Source organism: Paenibacillus antri (assembly GCF_005765165.1).
Lineage (GTDB): Bacteria > Bacillota > Bacilli > Paenibacillales > YIM-B00363 > Paenibacillus_AE > Paenibacillus_AE antri.
On the sequence record NZ_VCIW01000001.1, the window covers coordinates 137,097 to 154,827 of the forward strand.

Consider the following 17,731-nt stretch of genomic DNA (forward strand, 5'->3'; position numbering starts at 1 on the left):
TTACTGCCTAGATGTGGATATCGATATCGTCTGCAGCGCAGTGAAGAACTCGATGGCCGCCCTGCCTTGTTCCCGGGAATGGGAGCTCGACCTTTTCATCCCTCCGAATGGAGCGTGCGGTTCTACCCCTGCAGTTTCGCCGTTAATTTTTATGAGTCCAGCTTCAATCCGATTAAGGAACGTAAACATTCGATCGATGTCCTTCGTGAAGATGGATGCGCTTAACCCGAATTCGACATCGTTAGCAATTTCCAGAGCTTGCTCTAAATCATCCGCTGGAATGATCGATAACACCGGCCCGAAAATCTCATGCTGCGCCAATTCGGATCTCGGGTGTACCCGGTCGAAAATCGTGGGCTCGATAAAACAGCCGTTAGACAAGCTCCCCTCGGGGGCTTTACCGCCGATTAACAATCGCGCCCCGTCCCGCACGCCCTGCTCGATTGCGGCAAGTATCGATCGCTGTTGGTTCTCATTGACGACCGGCCCCAAATAACAGTCAGGCTCCAACGGATCCGAAAGCCTTATTTCCTTTGCCTTCTGCAACAGCAGCGCGGTGAACGATTCCAGAACGCTTTGCTCGACGATTACTCGGCTTGTCGCTGTACATTTCTGGCCGGCGGAACGCATAGCCGCGCTTAGAGTCAGCGCACTGGCCTTCTCAAGATCGGCGTCTGCAGCTACGATCGTCGGATTTTTCCCGCCCATCTCTAATTGATATTTAGCCCCTCGCTCCACGGCTGCACGAGCAACCAGCTTCCCCACCTCGTTCGAGCCGGTGAAGGTGATCCCATCCACGAGAGGATGGGAGATGATGGTTTGACCCACGATGCTCCCTTTCCCGGTAACCATGTTGATTACGCCCTTAGGGAAGCCCGCCTTCTCTAACACTTGCATCAGTCGGAAAGCGGTAATCGAAGCGGGATCGGCAGGTTTCCATACGACCGCATTCCCATAAATCAGCGCAGGCGCAATCTTCCATATCGGTATTGCCACCGGGAAGTTCCATGGCGTAATCGCGCCGATGACACCTAACGGTACCCGGTTCGTGTAAAGCAACGATTTGCCGTCGGAAGCCGGATAAGTTTCTCCGAGGGCTCTCATGCCTTCCCCCGCATAGTAGCGCAGAAGCGCGACGCCGCGTTTGACTTCGGCGATGGCCTCACCGACCGGTTTCCCCATTTCTCGGCACACAATGTTCGCGATATCCGCAATCTCGTTTTCCAACTGTTGCGCAGCGCGAAACAACACCTCGCCTCTTGACGTCCCGGACAATGATCGCCAAGCCTTCGAGGCTGCCTTCGCGGCTGTAATGGCGAGTTCCGCTTCTTCTTTCGTAGCAAGCGTGTATTCGCCGATCGTTTCGTACAGATTTGCAGGGTTGCTTCGATTCTGTTTTTCCCCTGATGCTCCGTCCAACCACTCGCCGTTTATATATAGCTTCGCATGAAACATCTACACTCGCTCCTTACTTACAATGGGAATCCCTAAATCCGGCGCTCCCGGTGCCGATACAACGGCATTCGGGTAATACCGCTCCACCATGGCAAGGCCAAGCGCAGCTCGACGAACTCTTTCTCGGCACAACGATACGTTTACGGATTCTAGATGTTTACCGGAAGGATACACGTCGGGGTGATTGCGGAGGCCGAACTTTATGTACACTGGAGAAAGAATCCGAATGATTTCAGGGATTTCGTAATGCCGAATGAACCCGCCGAACGTATCGGGAACTTCGACGTAGAGGTCCAACGGCAGGTCTACCGATTGACGAATGGCCGCAAGCTTGGGAAGCGTAAGAGCTGTGGGCAGATTGTATGTATCCGCACCCAGATCCTCCATGATCTTCACCGAAACCGGATTCGACGCCATCATCTGTACGGAACATTTAATGATAAAATCGGAAGGGAGGACGCCGCTTCGTTTCATCTCTTTAGTTAAGAGCAACAATCCTTCATCCCCGACTAGCGCGCCTCTTATTCCTAATCGGGCCGCCCTCTTCAAGTCCTCCATTGCATATACGAGTTGATCGGAGCCTTCGTGACGGATACCGACCGCTTTGCCTGCGGGCGTCATCGGCAGCGGACTAATGTCCCATGTCCCTCGCGGACCTACAAATAAACTGAGCTCCATGCCTCTCGATTCGCACATGGAGCCCATCTCGCGAATTTCATCGTCGGACAACAGCATAATGCCGCTTCCTTGGGAGATTCGATGCACCGTGATCCCGTAATTGTCGATTTCCTCCAAAGTCGCTTCTAAAGCAGCGGCTCCTTCGACGCTGGGAAGTTCCACTCGGTACTGCGCTCCGTCCGGAAATCTCTTCGTCGAGGATGGAAGATCATACAAGTCTTGCCCCGGGTAACCAAGGGCACGCAGGAAATCGCGCGATTCGTTCATGGCAACTCCTCCTCCATTCCATCTTTCATGGCGTCCAGTTCTCTCAATCGCAAGAAATCTTGTTTAACGTCGTTCAAGTGGAAGCTCATCATATCCTTCGCCATCTGAGGATTGCGTTGCTCGATAGCTAGGGCAATCAACATGTGGAAATGCGATGCGCGTTGAGCGCTCCCCGGGATCCGGATCGTGTTTCTTCGGCTCTCTAGAAGCAAATCTGAAATATCCTTCATCACTTTCGCCATGATTTCGTTCGCGCAAGCTTCGGCAATATACTCGTGAAAGGCGATATCGGCCTCGAAGTAATCCTCGCCCTTCTCAATATTCGCAATCATCCGGCTCGCCGCATCTTTAATTAATCGGATTTGACCGGTCGACCCCCGTTCCGCGGCAAGGCGAGCCATCTCAGGCTCCAACAAATTTCTAAACTCTAACAAGGAGGTCATATTCCCGATCGGCAGCCCGCTCAATTCGAACATATCATCGGAACGCCAATAGCTTTGCGCCCTGACGAACATTCCCCTGCCGTGCTCAATGAGGACGTACCCCTTCTCTTCCAGAATTCGCATGACTTCGCGCAGCGTGGATACGCTTATAGAAAATTCGGAGGCTAAAGCGGATAACGAAGGAAGCTTCTCTCCCGGCTTCCAATCCCCTTTTTCAATCTTTTCCGTGATCTCGCTGAGTACTTTAGTACTTACTAGAACTTTCATGTTTTTCTCCCCGTTGTCTACAGTCTCTGTATAAACCTTCCGACCTCGTTCGGTCACGCAAGCGGACGAGAAGACTCGCCCACTTGCGTTACCCGCTCATACACGCCTACATTTATGCCTAGTTATCGCCCGGAGCTACCATCGTAAATTTCCACTGCTGCGGAGGCCACTTAGCCGCTTGCGTAAGATTTCCTGCCTGATGATCGCCGTCTCTCCGATAATTACCGACGACAGCGGTACCGATTACGCCGTTTTCGTTCTCGATTTCCAAAGCAAGGTTGGCGTTCTTGACGACGAGCCGATGGAACCCATGACCCGTGTCATCGAAATACCATTGTTGCAACGGGTTGTCGCCGCCGCGGCACGGCTTAAGCGATACGTCGGTGTAATCGGCGCCGGATGCGTTAGACATCGTCAGGCAATAAGCCCGGTCATCCAGTGTACTCCTTAACCTGTAGAAACCGTCGTATTCCTGTTCCAATTGCCAGATTTGCTCCTGAGCGTCGTTGCATTCAGATTGTATCACATTTAGATTTCCTCGATTACCTTCATTTACCGCTGTTAAACAGCGATTGCCGGCAACAGGGTTTTGCAAGGTGTTCGGATCCGAAATGATGCCGTCCTGGTTTACAAGCTTGTAATAGGCTCCGTCTCGAAGGTCGTACGGACCGCCGTCGTCCTCGTAGAAATACGGCCAGTGGTCGTGCCAATCCATCTCCCGAATTCCAAGTACGGTTTGGGGGCGGTACGAATGATATACCATGTAATACGTTCCATCTTCGATGAAGAAATCCATTCCGCCCGGAGCTCGGTGCAATCCTGCCGGCGTAACGCCTTCCTGCGTCGTGCGGCTATTTAATATGATGCTCCCCCCCCCTTGAGCCATATCCACCCCGCCCTTATCAAGGTAAGGGCCGTCGATCGTTTGGGAACGGCCGATAACGACCTTATATGTATTGTCGTTACCGTTTCCGCGACAGCACCAGTCCCATGCCACGACAAGGTAATAATACCCGTCGCGTTCGAAGATGGCTGGGCCTTCGATACGATTAAAGTTCGGTTGCGGCACCGGGAAGCGTTCGCTATCGCGCGAAGCTACCAGCTTGCGGGTACCCGGCACGAGAGTGACCATGTCTTCTTCCAATTGCTGTACATAGATGCCGTCGAAATGGGATCCCCACACGATCCACCAAGTCCCATTCCGATCTTGATGAACCGCTGCATCGATGGCATTCATGGTTGTATGCGTTTCGCCCGTCAGGCGGCTCATGTTGCCTGACGCAATGATCGGTCGCCCCAAGTCCGTCCAGCTGCTGGGATCCCCCGGCGTCTTCGTCGTTTTCACCCCGATAGCGGAATCGTTCGTTCCGAAGTTGGACTGCGAATAATAATAATAAAACGTGTCCCCGACCTTCCTTACGTGAGGCGCCCAAAGTCCCCCGCGACTTACTTCATTCGTCCACTCCGCCTTAGGTACCCCACCGATTCCGATCCATGGCCCGTTCAAACTGTTCGATCGATAGAGCCCTCCGCCCGTTGCGGAAATATAGTAGGTGTCCCCATCCTTGAATAAGGTCGGATCATGCTGATTCGTTGAACCGGTTAGGGGAAGCTGTGCGGCTTTCGTCATTTTTCCCCCCATGAATACGATACTAGAAAACAATAATGCAAAAAGGGTAGCCCCCATTATGCAAATAAGTAAATTCCGTTTGATTCTCATCGTCATACCTGGCACAGCTCCTTTCAGAATAAGACCATTGTATACATGCTCGCATCTGAGTTGTCGCGTTTTGCCGGTTCCGCCCCCCCTTCCCTCCCGCGATTTCAGCCTCGGTGAAACCGCATTCGTTTGCGGACGCCAACTTACGTTTGATAGCGGCAGCACCGGCGCCCTCCACCGTACACATGTAAATTTTCACGCCACATGTCATACGATGTGTTATGTGATACATACTATCACCTTGGTATTTTTACTGTCAACGAGGAGTTAATTTATTTTTTTTCTTCGTTGACAGCGATTACACCGGAAATGTATATTTAGCTTGAGTTGAGGGCGTCGACCCTTCATGCAGCAGGAAATTTCAGAACATCGCACCGCTTGTGCGCACATTCAGGTGCATCCAAGGAATTAGTTCGCCGGAGCAAGGTGTGTTAACAGAGTTGAGGAAAATGAAATCAGGGAGGACGTGTTGGAATGGGTAAGCAACCTAAGGTATTAGCAGTTCTGTTGTCGGCCATGACGCTCATGCTTGGCGCATGCACCGGTGGAACCGCCAACCCGGCGACCGTCGATAACGCGAGTGGCAAAGCGGTCGCCGACGCGAATAACAGCGATGCGGAACCGAGCACGGACGCGCCGAAACCCGCAGCGCCTACCAAGCTAGCGCTTTGGACGTTCCAAGAAGTGCATGCGAAATATTACAACGGCATGGCCGAATCTTGGAATGCCGCAAACCCGAACAAACCGATTGAACTCGAGGTCACAACGTTACCTGATGCGGATATGCATAGCAAGTTATTGATCTCCCTGCAATCGGGAGTAGGCGCCCCTGATCTTTCCGATATTGAGATTAGCAAATTCCCTAATTTCCTGCGGGGAGATATCCCGTTAGCCGAATTGAACGATGTTATAGACCCGGTGAAAGATAACATCGTTCAAGCCCGGGTAGACATGTACGCCAAGGATGGGAAGTACTACGGCGTAGACTTCCACGTCGGTGCGTCTGTAATGTACTACAACAAGGAAATTCTCGATCAAGCGGGCGTGAATGCGGATGATATCGTTACGTGGGCGGACTTCGTGGAGGCCGGCAAAACCGTTCTCGCCAAGACCGGTAAACCGATGACCGCAGTAGAGACGATCGGCGAATGGCAATTCTGGCAAATGATCTCGCAACAAGGTTCCGATTTCCTTGACGCCGACGGCAACGTCATTCTTGATAATGAAATTAATGTGAAGACCGTCGATTTCTTAAAGCAAATGATTAAGGACGAAGTAGCGGTAATCGCGCCCGGAGGAAAATACCATACCGAAGATTTCTATGGGTTTATGAATGGCGGAGGAGCCGCCGCGATCGCAATGCCGATGTGGTTCATGGGCAGATTTACCGACTACATGCCCGATCTGTCCGGCAAGATGATCATTCGTCCGCTGCCGAGCTGGGAACCGGGAGGCAATCGTTCCGCCGGTATGGGCGGAACCGGTACGGCCGTCATCAAATCCTCTCCTAACGCGGAGCTCGCGAAGGAGTTTCTGGCGTACACCAAGCTTTCGAAAGAGGGGAACATTGAAATTTGGAAGCAGCTCGGATTCGATCCCATCCGCAAGGACGTATGGGAATTGCCGGAGTTGAAAGAGGAGAACAAATTCACAGCTTACTTCGGCACCAACTTGTTCGATACTCTAATGGAAGTGAAAGACGAAATTCACACCGTAAACATTAAAGACAAGACGCCCCAAATTAACGCCGCTGTGAAGACGATCGCCTTGTTCCAAGCCATTCAGGAAGGTAAAGACACGTTAACAACCTTGAAGACTGTTGCGGACGTGATCAGAAAGTAATAACCATACTTTCCTGAATAATCAATCGCTAGCTTTGTACGGAGGACCCCGCCGGCGAAGCTAGCGATTTCTAGAGGGGGATATTGAGTGCGAGTAGTATCGACGGCCGTTCCTCACCGCAAGATAACGCATACTCTAAGATCATTGCTGTATTCCCAACGTTTTGCCCCTTTTCTATTTGTATGGCCTTTTATTGTCACGTTCCTGCTCTTCTTTGCTTATCCTGCGGTAAACACGGTCGTCATGAGCTTTCAACTTGTGTTGCCCGGAGACGTTCGATTCATAGGCTTTGAAAATTATCACAAACTATGGAATGCACAGTTTCGGCAGGCGTTAATCGTCAGCACGAAGTATACGTTTTGGACGTTATTGGTACTGATTCCGGTCCCGCTTGTGCTGGCGGTGTTTCTGAATTCCAAACTGGTTCTCGCTCGAAACTTCTTCCGATCCGTATTATTCGTCCCCGCTTTAACTTCAGTCGTTGTAGCGGGGGTCATTTTCCGGCTCATTTTCGGAGAAGTAGAAGGATCGGTAATGAATACGATCGTTGGTTGGTTCGGGATCCCCGCGCAAAAATGGCTGTTTCATTCAGAGACCGGCATGTTAGTTTTAGTGCTTTTAGCAAGTTGGAGATGGATGGGGATTAACATCGTGTATTTCCTATCCGCCCTGCAAAATATTCCGAAGGAGCTTTATGAATCCGCGGAAATCGACGGGGCCGGAGTATTCGACAAGTTTTGGAAAATTACATTGCCTCTCTTAAAGCCGATTACAATATATGTCCTAACGATTAGTATTTATGGCGGCTTCGCCATGTTTACCGAAAGTTACGTCTTCTGGACGAACAACTCCCCAGGAGATATCGGTTTAACGATTGTCGGTTATTTGTACAAACAAGGGTTCGAGTTCTTTGAACTGGGATACGGTTCTGCGATCGGCATCACGCTCCTCGCTCTGATCCTAGCCATTAATATCGTACAGCTCAAATTCTTCGGTCTTTTTAGGAAGGAGAGCTAGGATGTCTACACGCAGTCGATGGGCAACGTGTCTATTTCTTTTCTTTTTTGTGTCGTTAAGCATTATCGTTTTGTATCCGTTGGTCGGCTTGCTTCTTGCCTCCTTCAAACCCGCGACGGAATTGCTCAGGAACGGATTAAGCCTCAAGTTGCAAACAGAACTGTTTACATTAAATAATTACTCGTATCTATTTTCCGATGCCGGTCGCAAATATTTCTTCTGGTACCGAAACAGCTTGGTAATTACCTCCTTATTTACTTTGCTATCGCTGCTGCTATCGGCCATGGTCGGGTACGGCCTTGCGATTTATCAATTCAAGGGTAAGAATATACTGTTCGTTCTCGTACTCGTGGTCATGATGATTCCCGTTGAAATTATCATTCTTCCGTTATACAAACTTACCATTTCATTACAACTAATCAATAACTACTGGGGAGTTATCCTTCCTTTTGTCGTCGCGCCGCTGCCTATTTTCTTCTTTCGACAGTTTGCCAGTTCATTGCCGAAGGATTACCTCGATGCGGGCAGGGTCGATGGATGTACGGAGCTTGGCATCTTCTTTCGTTTAATGATGCCGCTGATGCTCCCCGCATTCGGAGCGATGGCGATCCTTCAGGCGCTGCACAGTTGGAATAACTTCTTGTGGCCGCTGATCGTACTGCGCACGGACGACATGCTTACTCTGCCGATCGGTCTCGCTTCGATGATTACGCCTTACGGTAACAATTACGACATGCTCCTGTCGGGGGCCGTTCTTTCCATTGTTCCGATTGTTGTTTTGTTTGCTGCTTTCCAACGTTTTTTTATCTCCGGATTAACCGCCGGAGGCGTGAAGGGATAACTCAGACATCATATAGGCGAGGCGGGTGGGTTTCTTCGTGGCAATGAGCACTACGGTAGTTTTTCGAATCGAGATGGACACGAAACGAGTAACGTTCGGTGAAGTAGCGACGGCGGTCAACGAGGCCGGCGGCGATATCATTGCCGTGGACATGATTCGAACGTCGAAGCAAGGAACCGTTAGGGATGTTACAATACAGTTCAATGTAGACGCCCATGAACGAATCCACCTGTTACTTCAAGGAATGAATGGCATTCATGTCCTTCACTCATCCGACCGCACATTCCTGGATCACCTTGGGGGTAAAATTCAGGTGCTGCCGAAGATGCCGATTAAAAACCGAGACGATTTATCGAGAATTTACACCCCCGGCGTTGCTAGAGTGTGCATGGCGATACATGACGATCCCTCCAAAGTATATACGTTAACTGCGAAACGTAATTTAGTCGCCGTAATTACGGACGGAAGCGCCGTACTCGGGCTTGGCGATATCGGTCCCAAAGCTGCCATTCCCGTAATGGAAGGGAAATCGGCACTGTTTAAACAGTTTGCGGACGTAGACGCCTTCCCGATCTGTTTGCAAACGAAAGACGTGGAGGAAATCGTTAATACCGTCCAATTGATTTCTCCTATGTTCGGCGGCATCAATCTAGAAGATATTAGCGCTCCTCGCTGTTTCGAGATCGAAAGGAAACTAGAGGAGAAGTTGGACATCCCCGTCTTTCATGACGACCAACACGGAACGGCGGTTGTCATGTTGGCCGGACTCTATAACTCGTTAAAACTGGTACATAAGTCGTTACCGTCCGCCAAAATCGTCGTATGCGGCGTTGGCGCAGCCGGCAGCGCATGCATTGATCTGCTCCTCGCAGCCGGATCGCGTCAAGTCATTGCCGTTGATCGGTACGGCGCGCTGCTTCCGGATACGTCGTATGACGACCCGAATTGGCGGCGTATCGCAGCTATGACGAACCCCGAAAAGCGCGGCGGCGCCTTGACGGATGTCATTGCAGGCGCAGACGTGTTCATCGGAGTTTCCGGACCCGGAGTATTGACTGTGAACGATATCGAACGAATGGCCCCGGATCCGATCGTCTTTGCGATGGCTAACCCTGAACCTGAAATCGAACCCGAGATCGCAGAACCAGCGGTGAAGGTGTTGGCTACGGGACGAAGCGACTACCCGAATCAAATCAATAATGTGCTGTGTTTCCCCGGCATGTTCCGCGGCGTCCTAGACTGCCGAGCCTCCCGGATTACCATGGAGATGAAGCTGGCCGCCGCTCAAGCGATCGCTTCGATCGTTACCGATGAGGAAAGGAACGAACAATACATCATCCCCAGCATCTTTAATGAAAAAGTCGTTCAACAAGTACGCGCATCGGTTATTGCGTCAGCCATTCAGACCGGCGTAGCCAAGAGAATCCCCCCCGATTTCGCATAGGGAAAGAACGCTTGAAGGGCGCAAGTCCGGTATTACACCGGGCTCACGCCCTTCAATTTTGGTATAACGGTCAATAGGCTGTTCCCGGTCTCCCTTCATTACGCATCCTTAGCAAAGTATGTCGATTACTCCGTTTCATCAAATCTGACATGAATCGTTCATCTCTCTTCCCTTCTGCCGGTTGATTTCAGCAATCTTTCGTACGCACCGCAACCTCATTGCCGTCCCATTCATAATGGGAGTTGAGACCGGTTTCATAACGATGCGGCTGTTTATATATTAACCTAATCATTTTCAAGCTTGGAAAAGCGCTTATTTGCATTCTTCACATTCCTAATACGTGCACAAGTCTTTACCTCCCCGAGCCTTCTCTGCAGAATCGGCATATCCGATTGTTTTCTTCTCCGAGATAGAGCCTCCCCCATCTTAATAAACCTGAATTATTCACCTGACCCCGACTAAAAAATGTTCCGCGATTTCGGCTGCGGAAAGCGCCTTTGAGTAGAAGGCGACATCGTCTATTCCACCCGTAAACCTTCGAACGCGATCGTCGCCCCGCGCTCCGATCTTGAGCGAGATCGGTCCCGCTTCCGGTATTATCGCTTTCTCATTGCGCCCGACCTCGATCCCGTCGAGGTAGATGACTAGCGACACACCGTCAAATACGGCAGCCACATGATGCCATTCGCCTAGGCCAATGCTCGGGCCGCCGACGACGTAGCTTGCATCGGTGCTCGACATCGTAAATGCCATTAACCGATTGCCTCCGTCCAGACGAATTAGATAACCGTTGCGGGCCGGTGCTGAATACTTCTCCACGATGCCCTGACCGTCGCCCCCGGCTACAACCTCCGGCCGGATCCACGCTTCGATCGTAAAGGGACCTACGGGCGATACTTCGGATGTGCTTGGCACCTCGGCATAGCCTCCTGCGAAACGTACCGCTGCGTTACCGTCGTTTGTCGCTCCAGGAACACCTCGTTCTACCTCGGAACGGTAAATCCCGTGCAGGTCATTGCCGGATATGTCGACTAACGTATTCGATAGATCGTCAAGTCTCCAAAACGCGTTCGGCGCGTCCGCAAGAACCAGCTCGCGGTATCCTTCGTTCGTCATGTTTGCAGGCTGTACATACATACTTGCCGTAACGACGCGACCTTCGTCTTCTTCGAAGCGGAAATGGATATATCCCGGTAAAGCACCGGCCGGAACGGTCACGTCCGCTCCGTAGGCATAAGCGGAAGTCCTTCCATTACCGGGGAGCGCTATTTGCTGAACCGCGTCCTTGACTATCCATCCCTCGGGAAACTCGACCTTGAGCGTTCCTCTCACTTCGTCCGGAGACGACGCATATAGAATAACTTCAGCCTCCGTGGCCACTCCGACAGGGAAAGCTCGCATACCGTAAGGCAATGCCAGGGCAAGATATCGCTGTTTCAACTTGTGATATTCTTCCGAAGCAAAAGCGACGAAGGGATCGACGACCCCAGTTGCAGTCTCCTTAGGGTTCGCACGCAGCGCTTCTAGAGATTGCTCTAAACGCTTTAGAGCGGCGTCAGCGGAAGGGTCATCCCGATCTGCCATGGCTTGAAGCAAATCGAGCGCATCGTTTACGGCAACGGCGGATCGTTCTAACTTATCCAACCAAGGCGCTGTTTCATCCGCCAAGCCGGGCAACTTCCGCCGCAATTCATCCGGCGCGTTAGACATCTTTTGTACGTATTCCTTCAATGCTCCGGCCGGAACCGAGAGATCTGCCCCCGCTTCGTACGCCTCCCGTACTGCTTGGGTCAAGCTAGCTAACGTCGGGGCTTGTAAATTACCCAGAAACCGACCGGACCGATTCGCGTCCGCGAACACCTTGAGCGCTTCGTACGCTTCTCCTCCGATCTCTTGAAGCGCAGCCTCCCATGCCAGGTCTGGCGAATATACCGCAGGATTCCAAGCATATTCGGCCTCGGTGAACAACGCAATTTGAGAGGCTTTTTGTTCATTCATTTCGTTCCATGAAATACCTGCGAGATAATGCGACAGCGAAGCCGCCCTCCGATCTAGCGGGCCGAGCAATAATCGATTCCGGTTATAATCGTTGACCGGATAATTATCGAAGACAAGAAGTCTGTGACGAGGGAATGCCTGTTGCGCAGCAATGACATCCGGCTCCTCGATTTCCAACGAAGTGACATGACATGCGGCCCAGTCCAGTAGAAATCCATCGATTCCGTCACCAGTTCGTCAAAGGTACTACGGTACGGAGTCGGCTCGTTCAACCAATATTGCGACGGAATCGTAATTCCGCGTTCGACATCCGGAAAAACATCAAAGAACCGCTCCTGAATGTCGTTCAGCACCTCCGCTTGCGCGGTGGCCAATGCGATGGGGCCGGATCCGTAACGCTGAGCGTCCTCCTCGCAGGTGAACGTCTCGGTAACGTCATCCCACGAAATGACGAATGTGCGCACGCCGATCGAATACATCTGTTCAAGCCGTTGAATGAGCGCATCCCGATCGGCGGTTCGTGCATGACATATTCCTAAGGCGCTGCCGCCGATCTGCGGCGATTCGGGTCCGATCCGGTACAGAAAATTCACATGTTTGGCACGCGAGTACTCCACGAGTCGGCGGAATTTCTCCAACTCTTCCGGCGGATACAAGTCACGCCATGCGCGTCCGGTCGTACGATCATCCTCCGCTGGCCCATAGAAGAAATAGTTCATCTTGTGCTCGGATAGAAAATCTACCTGATCGTACCGATCTTCCCATGACCACTGCGGACCGTAAAACGATTCTTCACCTCCTCGGAAAGGAAAGTTAGGATAATCTCGAATATATACCGCGGGCAGTCGCACCGACTCTCCCTGGCGTTGGATCAGTTGACTCATCGTGAGTGCCGCATAATAGGTGCCGGTCGCATCTTTCCCAGATAATACAATCTTGATGCCTTGACTCCGCTCGATCGCAAGCACGTATCCATCGGCCGGCAATGCTTCGGGGCCTTCGCGTCCTAGCTTCGCTAAGATGCCTTCCGATTCCGGCGTTTCTTCAGGACCGCCCACATAAATTTCAAAATTTCCTGCTTTATCATTAATTCGTACGCCGTGATTCTCGAGCGTTTCCCGCACAAGGGCAACGGCTGTCAGGTCCGCCCCCATTCCGAAAACCAGCTTCGCCTGCTTCGGCAATGTAATACTCGCCCCGTTCGACTCCATCGATTGCGGAGGAGGCGATACTCTCGGCAAAGGAACCACCGGCGTTGCGTTCGCAGCGTTTGGAGCTGCCGGCGTACAGAGCCCTACGATGAATGTAATGTACAAGAGTACATGAAACACACGATGTTTCGACAGGAACATCATCGTCATACGCCACCTCCTCAAAATTACACGAAACCCATTCATATGATTTACACCTTCTCTACCCATGATATTGCTTCTATCCGTACACTAAGCTAGCGATTGATCACCCCCTTTGATCCTTATCCCTCAAACGCGACAATTAGCCTTTTCCGATTGCCGGAGTTGGTTGTACCTATTGCCAGTCGTTTGTAACGCTCCGCCCTGCGAGGAATCAGCTCCCTTGCCTCTGCACAACATTTTTCATTTTGAAAATAGCGGACACGCTGAATTCAACGTATCCGCCGCGAACTGCATATGCTAAGTCGTACCTTCTTCTCTGAAACCACCGCCAGTATTCAGGTGTTGACATGATACGAGGCGATGACCTTCCGGAACGCCTTGGCAATATCCTCAATCGCCGATTCGTCGCTCAAGAGCACGTTCTGGTGAAGCCATAACACCCTCTTTGCGCACAGCTCTTCGCACACCGGGCATGCATCATACCGCTCCTGTCCCGTCCATTCCCGAATCGAAGACAATATTGCTCGGTTCTGGTTTAGCGGTACATATCCGTAAGCCAATGGAATGCCCTCTGCGTTCATCCTCCGAATAAATTCGTCCTTATCGATCCGGCCCGCAAATTCTTTATCGAGCGTCAACATATATAAGTGGTGCGCATGCTTCGTCGTCCCCTCCGGTGCCGGTACGGGTGAAATTCCGTCTATGGTCGACAGCAACGAGTCTAACAGCGCCGTTCTGCTCTCCCTTATTTGCATTTGCTCTTCCAAGCGAGTCATCTGCGCCAACAAGATCGCGGCTTGAAATTCCGTAATCCGATAATTCTGACCGACAAGCTCGTGTTGGTACCATGCGCCGCCTGGGATCCGGCCTACGTTGACGATCGACCACACCCTCTCCCACAGTTCGCGCGAATTGGTAACGATCATGCCTCCTTCCCCCGAATTTAGATTCTTGGAGGATTGGAAAGAGAAGGTGCCGATATCCCCGATCGCGCCGATCTTCCGTCCTTCCCATTCGGCGCCCACAGCCTGCGCGGCGTCTTCGATCAAGACCAGTCCGTGCTTCGTCGTGACCTCCTTGAGTTTCGTCAAATCGGCGGGGGCTCCCGCAATGTGCACCGCGATGACGGCTCTCGTCTTCGGCGTCACCGCGCGCTCTACCGCTTCGGGATCGATTAATAGCGTATTCTCGTCGATATCCGCGAACACGGGAATGACGCCGTAAGCCAACGCGCCGAAGGCTGTGGCGATGAACGTATAGGGCGGAACGATCACTTCGTCCCCCGGCCTAACGCCTGCGGCTTGAAGCGCGATCGTCAACGCTACGGTCCCATTGCAACAAGCCACCGCGAAATCAGCGTCGTGAAGCTCCGCGAACTTCTTCTCGGCCTGCGGAATCATGGGGGAATAGTCATCCGACTTGACCGGTCCAACGCCGCCCCACTTCGAGGAATGAAGCACGCGAAGCAGATACTGCTCCTCGAGCTCGTCGTAAATCGGCCACTCGGCGAAGCCTTCCTTCCTGACGGGCGTTCCTCCATGAATGGCTAGGGTTTGATCGTTGTTGCTCATGTTTTGTTCCTCCGTATATCATGAATTTGAAAACTCCGTGCTGGGACAGGTCACCGTACGTCCGCACGCCGCTACGGCTGCTTCGGAATGACGTCCATGACGTCGATTTCCGCGTAATGGTTTCCTTTGGCGAATCGAACGATGTTGCTTCCTGCCGCGAACTGAACTTCTACGGTCTCGATTCCCCATTGATCCCACCCCGAATAAGCGATTGCAACAGGAATACTCGCCCCTCCGTTTACAGACATCATGTGCGTGGCCGTAGGCGAGCCCGACGTTCCGTTGCCGGTACGGGATGAGCAGGACGTAGCTCCCCGCATTCTCCACTGCCACATTGAATTCCACGTAGCTGTTCGCGGCATCGATGTACCCTGCTTTCTTCCCGTTGGAGGATGTCGCGTCCTCGATCGCCCTCGCTCCGTTCAGATCCGGGAAGTCCCGAACCGATACGACTCGGATCGACGTCGAATCGCCGCTCGTCTGGATCAATTGAGCCGCGCTCGTCGCTCCGTAGTAGGCGCCGATTCCTTCCCGGCCCGTGATCAAGTACAAATCTCGGCTTTGTACCTGGTGCCGTTCGATGGCATACCCCTCGGTATGATCCGGAACGTCGATTCGGTGAGCGCCGTTCACCGCGTTGGAACCTTCCGTCCCTACGGCGATCAATACCGAATACCCGCCATGAGGTTGATCGTCATACAGAACCGGAATGCTCCCCCCGGATTGCCTCGCGATGACCCGCTGAAGCAATTGGGCGCCTTCCAGCTCTGCCTGGGAAGCATCTCTCCCGATGACGATCGCAGCCTGGAACACTCCCCCCTGACGAAGCGGAAGGAACTGCTCCGTATAAGTGACCTGTTGAGGCGTAAGGACGATTTTCTCGACTTCCGAGATGGCATGGGCGGTCTCCGCCTTACCGAATGCGAAGATAATCGCCAGGACGACGACAATGCCTAAAATCGACTGGAACAACCCGATTTTTGTACGTTTATAATTGCACGTATGGATCACTCCTTCAGCGATCCCAGCATTGCCCCCTTAACGAAATATTTTTGTAGGAATGGATATACCAGCAAAATCGGGATCGTTGCGAATACGATGATGCCCGCGCTCATCATTTCCGGGGTGACCGGCATGCTCAATTCGAACTGTACGTCGCCCATAAAGTTGTTTACGCCCTTCTTGACGACGAGATTTTGCAGCAGCACCTGAAGCGGATAGAGTTCCTTGGACCGGATAAACATCAATGCCGGAAAATAAGCGTTCCAATGATACACGGCTTGGAACAAACCGATCGTCGCAAGAACTGATTTCGACAGAGGCAATACGATTCTCGTGAAAATGCCCGCCTCGGTGCAGCCGTCGATTTTAGCGGCATCGAGCAATTCATTGGAAACCCCTTGAAAAAAAGTTTTCATAATAATGACGCCGAAAGCGCTCGTAGCGGCCGGAATCATCAGCGCCCACAGCGTATCTAGCATCCCTATCGACTTGACTAACAGAAAGCTGGGGATGATCGGCGCCGGGAAAACGAACGTGATCAAGATCAACTTCATGACGAGCTTGCGGTAAGGCATCCTCCCCCTCGTCAAGGAGTAGGAAAGCATGGATGTCAGCACAAGCGTAATCAATGTTCCGCCAACGGTCACGACGATGCTGACGCCCATCGCCCTCCACATCTCATCCATAGCGAAGATTTTCTGGTACACGCCGAACTGCAAGCCTTTCGGCCAGAAGTACACAAGCTTCGCTTGGGCGAACAGCGGATCGCTTAATGAAATGGAGATGATGTGGATCAATGGCGCCAACATCAGCCCGCATAAGAACAAGAGGACAGTGGCCAGACCGACGTCAAAGACGGATACGCGTTTCGTCATATACCCTCCACTAGTAAATGCTCTCTCCCGTTAGTCTTCTGCTCAGCGCATTAAGGCCGAACACGAGCGCAATGCCTATCGTTGCTTTAAAGAGACCGATCGCCGTCGTATAGCTGTACTGCCCGCCGACCAGACCGATGTTATACACATACGTATCGAAGACTTCCCCGACATCCCGAACTAAGGGATTCAAAAAGATAAGTACTTGCTCTACGTTCGCGTCAAGAATTTGACCGACCGAAAGCAGCAGCACGACGATCATCGTAGGCCATAGACAAGGCAACGTGACGTACCACATCTGTTTCCATCTTCCCGCGCCGTCCACCATAGCCGCTTCGTATAAGTTCGGGTTAATGCCCGATAACGCCGCCAAGTAGATAATCGTGCCCCACCCTACCTCTTTCCATATTCCGGTTCCGATTAAGACGCTCAGGAAGAAATTGTCCTCCGTCACGAAATCCGTCCGTGACAAGCCCAGCCAGTGAAGGAATTGATTCACGATGCCTTCATAAGAGAGAAGGTTAATAAAAATCGATCCGACGATCACCCACGACAGAAAATGCGGCATGTATACAATTGTCTGTACTGTCTTCTTAAACCATAGATGCTTTACTTCATTAATGAGCAATGCGAGTACAATCGGTGCCGGAAATCCGAACAGCAAAGAAAAGAAACCCAATCGGATCGAATTCATGAGTACGCGGAAAAATTCATCGAACGTAAACATTCGAGAAAAATGAGCGAAACCGACCCATGGACTATCCCATATCCCTTTGAAAATATTGTAATTTTGGAAGGCAATGACGTTCCCTAGCAATGGCATGTACTTAAACACCAGGAAGTAGAGCAAGCCCGGCACGGCAAACAACATCAAGATGAACTCGTCTCTAGACGCCAGTCGCTTGATCACCCGATCACCCTTTTTCTCGCGATCTGTAATAGAGGGGAAGGCCACC

Annotated in this window: 14 protein-coding genes; 4 read left to right on the plus strand and 10 right to left on the minus strand. The window is 51.8% G+C overall.

Going from position 1 to position 17,731, the window contains the following annotated elements; translation table 11 throughout:
* The 4 genes from FE782_RS00500 to FE782_RS00515 all read right to left on the minus strand — a co-directional run bounded on the left by FE782_RS00500 (window position 1) and on the right by FE782_RS00515 (window position 4,836).
* On the minus strand, window positions 1-1,455 hold the full coding sequence (locus FE782_RS00500) for an aldehyde dehydrogenase family protein (RefSeq protein WP_138191422.1): 1,455 nt from the start codon (window positions 1,453-1,455) through the stop codon (window positions 1-3).
* Window positions 1,456-2,400: a U32 family peptidase gene (locus FE782_RS00505; protein ID WP_138191424.1), complete on the minus strand. Its 945-nt coding sequence runs from the start codon at window positions 2,398-2,400 to the stop codon at window positions 1,456-1,458.
* Window positions 2,397-3,110: a FadR/GntR family transcriptional regulator gene (locus tag FE782_RS00510; protein WP_138191426.1), complete on the minus strand. Its 714-nt coding sequence runs from the start codon at window positions 3,108-3,110 to the stop codon at window positions 2,397-2,399. The genes FE782_RS00505 and FE782_RS00510 overlap by 4 nt, the downstream gene beginning before the upstream one ends.
* A gap of 118 nt (window positions 3,111-3,228) precedes the next feature.
* On the minus strand, window positions 3,229-4,836 hold the full coding sequence (locus FE782_RS00515; protein WP_138191428.1) for a family 43 glycosylhydrolase: 1,608 nt from the start codon (window positions 4,834-4,836) through the stop codon (window positions 3,229-3,231).
* A gap of 468 nt (window positions 4,837-5,304) precedes the next feature.
* Here FE782_RS00515 and FE782_RS00520 point away from each other — a divergent pair, with 468 nt between their 5' ends.
* The 4 genes from FE782_RS00520 to FE782_RS00535 all read left to right on the plus strand — a co-directional run bounded on the left by FE782_RS00520 (window position 5,305) and on the right by FE782_RS00535 (window position 9,974).
* Complete coding sequence (locus FE782_RS00520; RefSeq protein ID WP_138191430.1) at window positions 5,305-6,672, plus strand: ABC transporter substrate-binding protein; 1,368 nt, start codon at window positions 5,305-5,307, stop codon at window positions 6,670-6,672.
* An 87-nt stretch (window positions 6,673-6,759) separates the two neighbouring features.
* Entirely contained in the window at window positions 6,760-7,689 is a 930-nt protein-coding gene (locus FE782_RS00525) for a carbohydrate ABC transporter permease (protein WP_238392279.1), read from the plus strand.
* Between the two features lies 1 nt (window position 7,690).
* Window positions 7,691-8,530, plus strand: coding sequence for a carbohydrate ABC transporter permease (locus tag FE782_RS00530; protein WP_138191433.1), 840 nt, complete (start codon window positions 7,691-7,693; stop codon window positions 8,528-8,530).
* Window positions 8,531-8,573: 43 nt separating this feature from the next.
* Window positions 8,574-9,974 carry an NAD-dependent malic enzyme gene (locus FE782_RS00535; RefSeq protein WP_238392316.1) on the plus strand — a complete coding sequence of 467 codons (1,401 nt, stop codon included), beginning with the start codon at window positions 8,574-8,576 and terminating at the stop codon, window positions 9,972-9,974.
* Between the two features lie 444 nt (window positions 9,975-10,418).
* On the opposite strand, the gene FE782_RS00540 is transcribed toward FE782_RS00535, so the two are convergent.
* From FE782_RS00540 to FE782_RS00565, 6 genes are all read right to left on the minus strand, one after another.
* On the minus strand, window positions 10,419-12,143 hold the full coding sequence (locus FE782_RS00540; RefSeq protein ID WP_238392317.1) for a LamG-like jellyroll fold domain-containing protein: 1,725 nt from the start codon (window positions 12,141-12,143) through the stop codon (window positions 10,419-10,421).
* A complete protein-coding gene (locus tag FE782_RS00545; RefSeq protein ID WP_158299187.1) occupies window positions 12,026-13,333 on the minus strand; it encodes a beta-N-acetylglucosaminidase domain-containing protein in 1,308 nt (435 codons plus the stop codon). Before FE782_RS00545 ends, FE782_RS00540 begins: the two co-directional genes overlap by 118 nt.
* A 329-nt stretch (window positions 13,334-13,662) precedes the next feature.
* Complete coding sequence (locus FE782_RS00550) at window positions 13,663-14,898, minus strand: DegT/DnrJ/EryC1/StrS family aminotransferase (protein WP_138191439.1); 1,236 nt, start codon at window positions 14,896-14,898, stop codon at window positions 13,663-13,665.
* 18 nt (window positions 14,899-14,916) lie between these two features.
* Window positions 14,917-15,909 carry a beta-N-acetylhexosaminidase family protein gene (locus tag FE782_RS00555; RefSeq protein WP_138191440.1) on the minus strand — a complete coding sequence of 331 codons (993 nt, stop codon included), beginning with the start codon at window positions 15,907-15,909 and terminating at the stop codon, window positions 14,917-14,919.
* Window positions 15,906-16,775: a carbohydrate ABC transporter permease gene (locus FE782_RS00560; RefSeq protein ID WP_138191442.1), complete on the minus strand. Its 870-nt coding sequence runs from the start codon at window positions 16,773-16,775 to the stop codon at window positions 15,906-15,908. Before FE782_RS00560 ends, FE782_RS00555 begins: the two co-directional genes overlap by 4 nt.
* A gap of 10 nt (window positions 16,776-16,785) precedes the next feature.
* Window positions 16,786-17,730 (minus strand): ABC transporter permease, encoded by a 945-nt coding sequence (locus FE782_RS00565; protein WP_238392280.1) that lies wholly within the window; start codon window positions 17,728-17,730, stop codon window positions 16,786-16,788.
* Between the last annotated feature and the right edge of the window lies 1 nt (window position 17,731).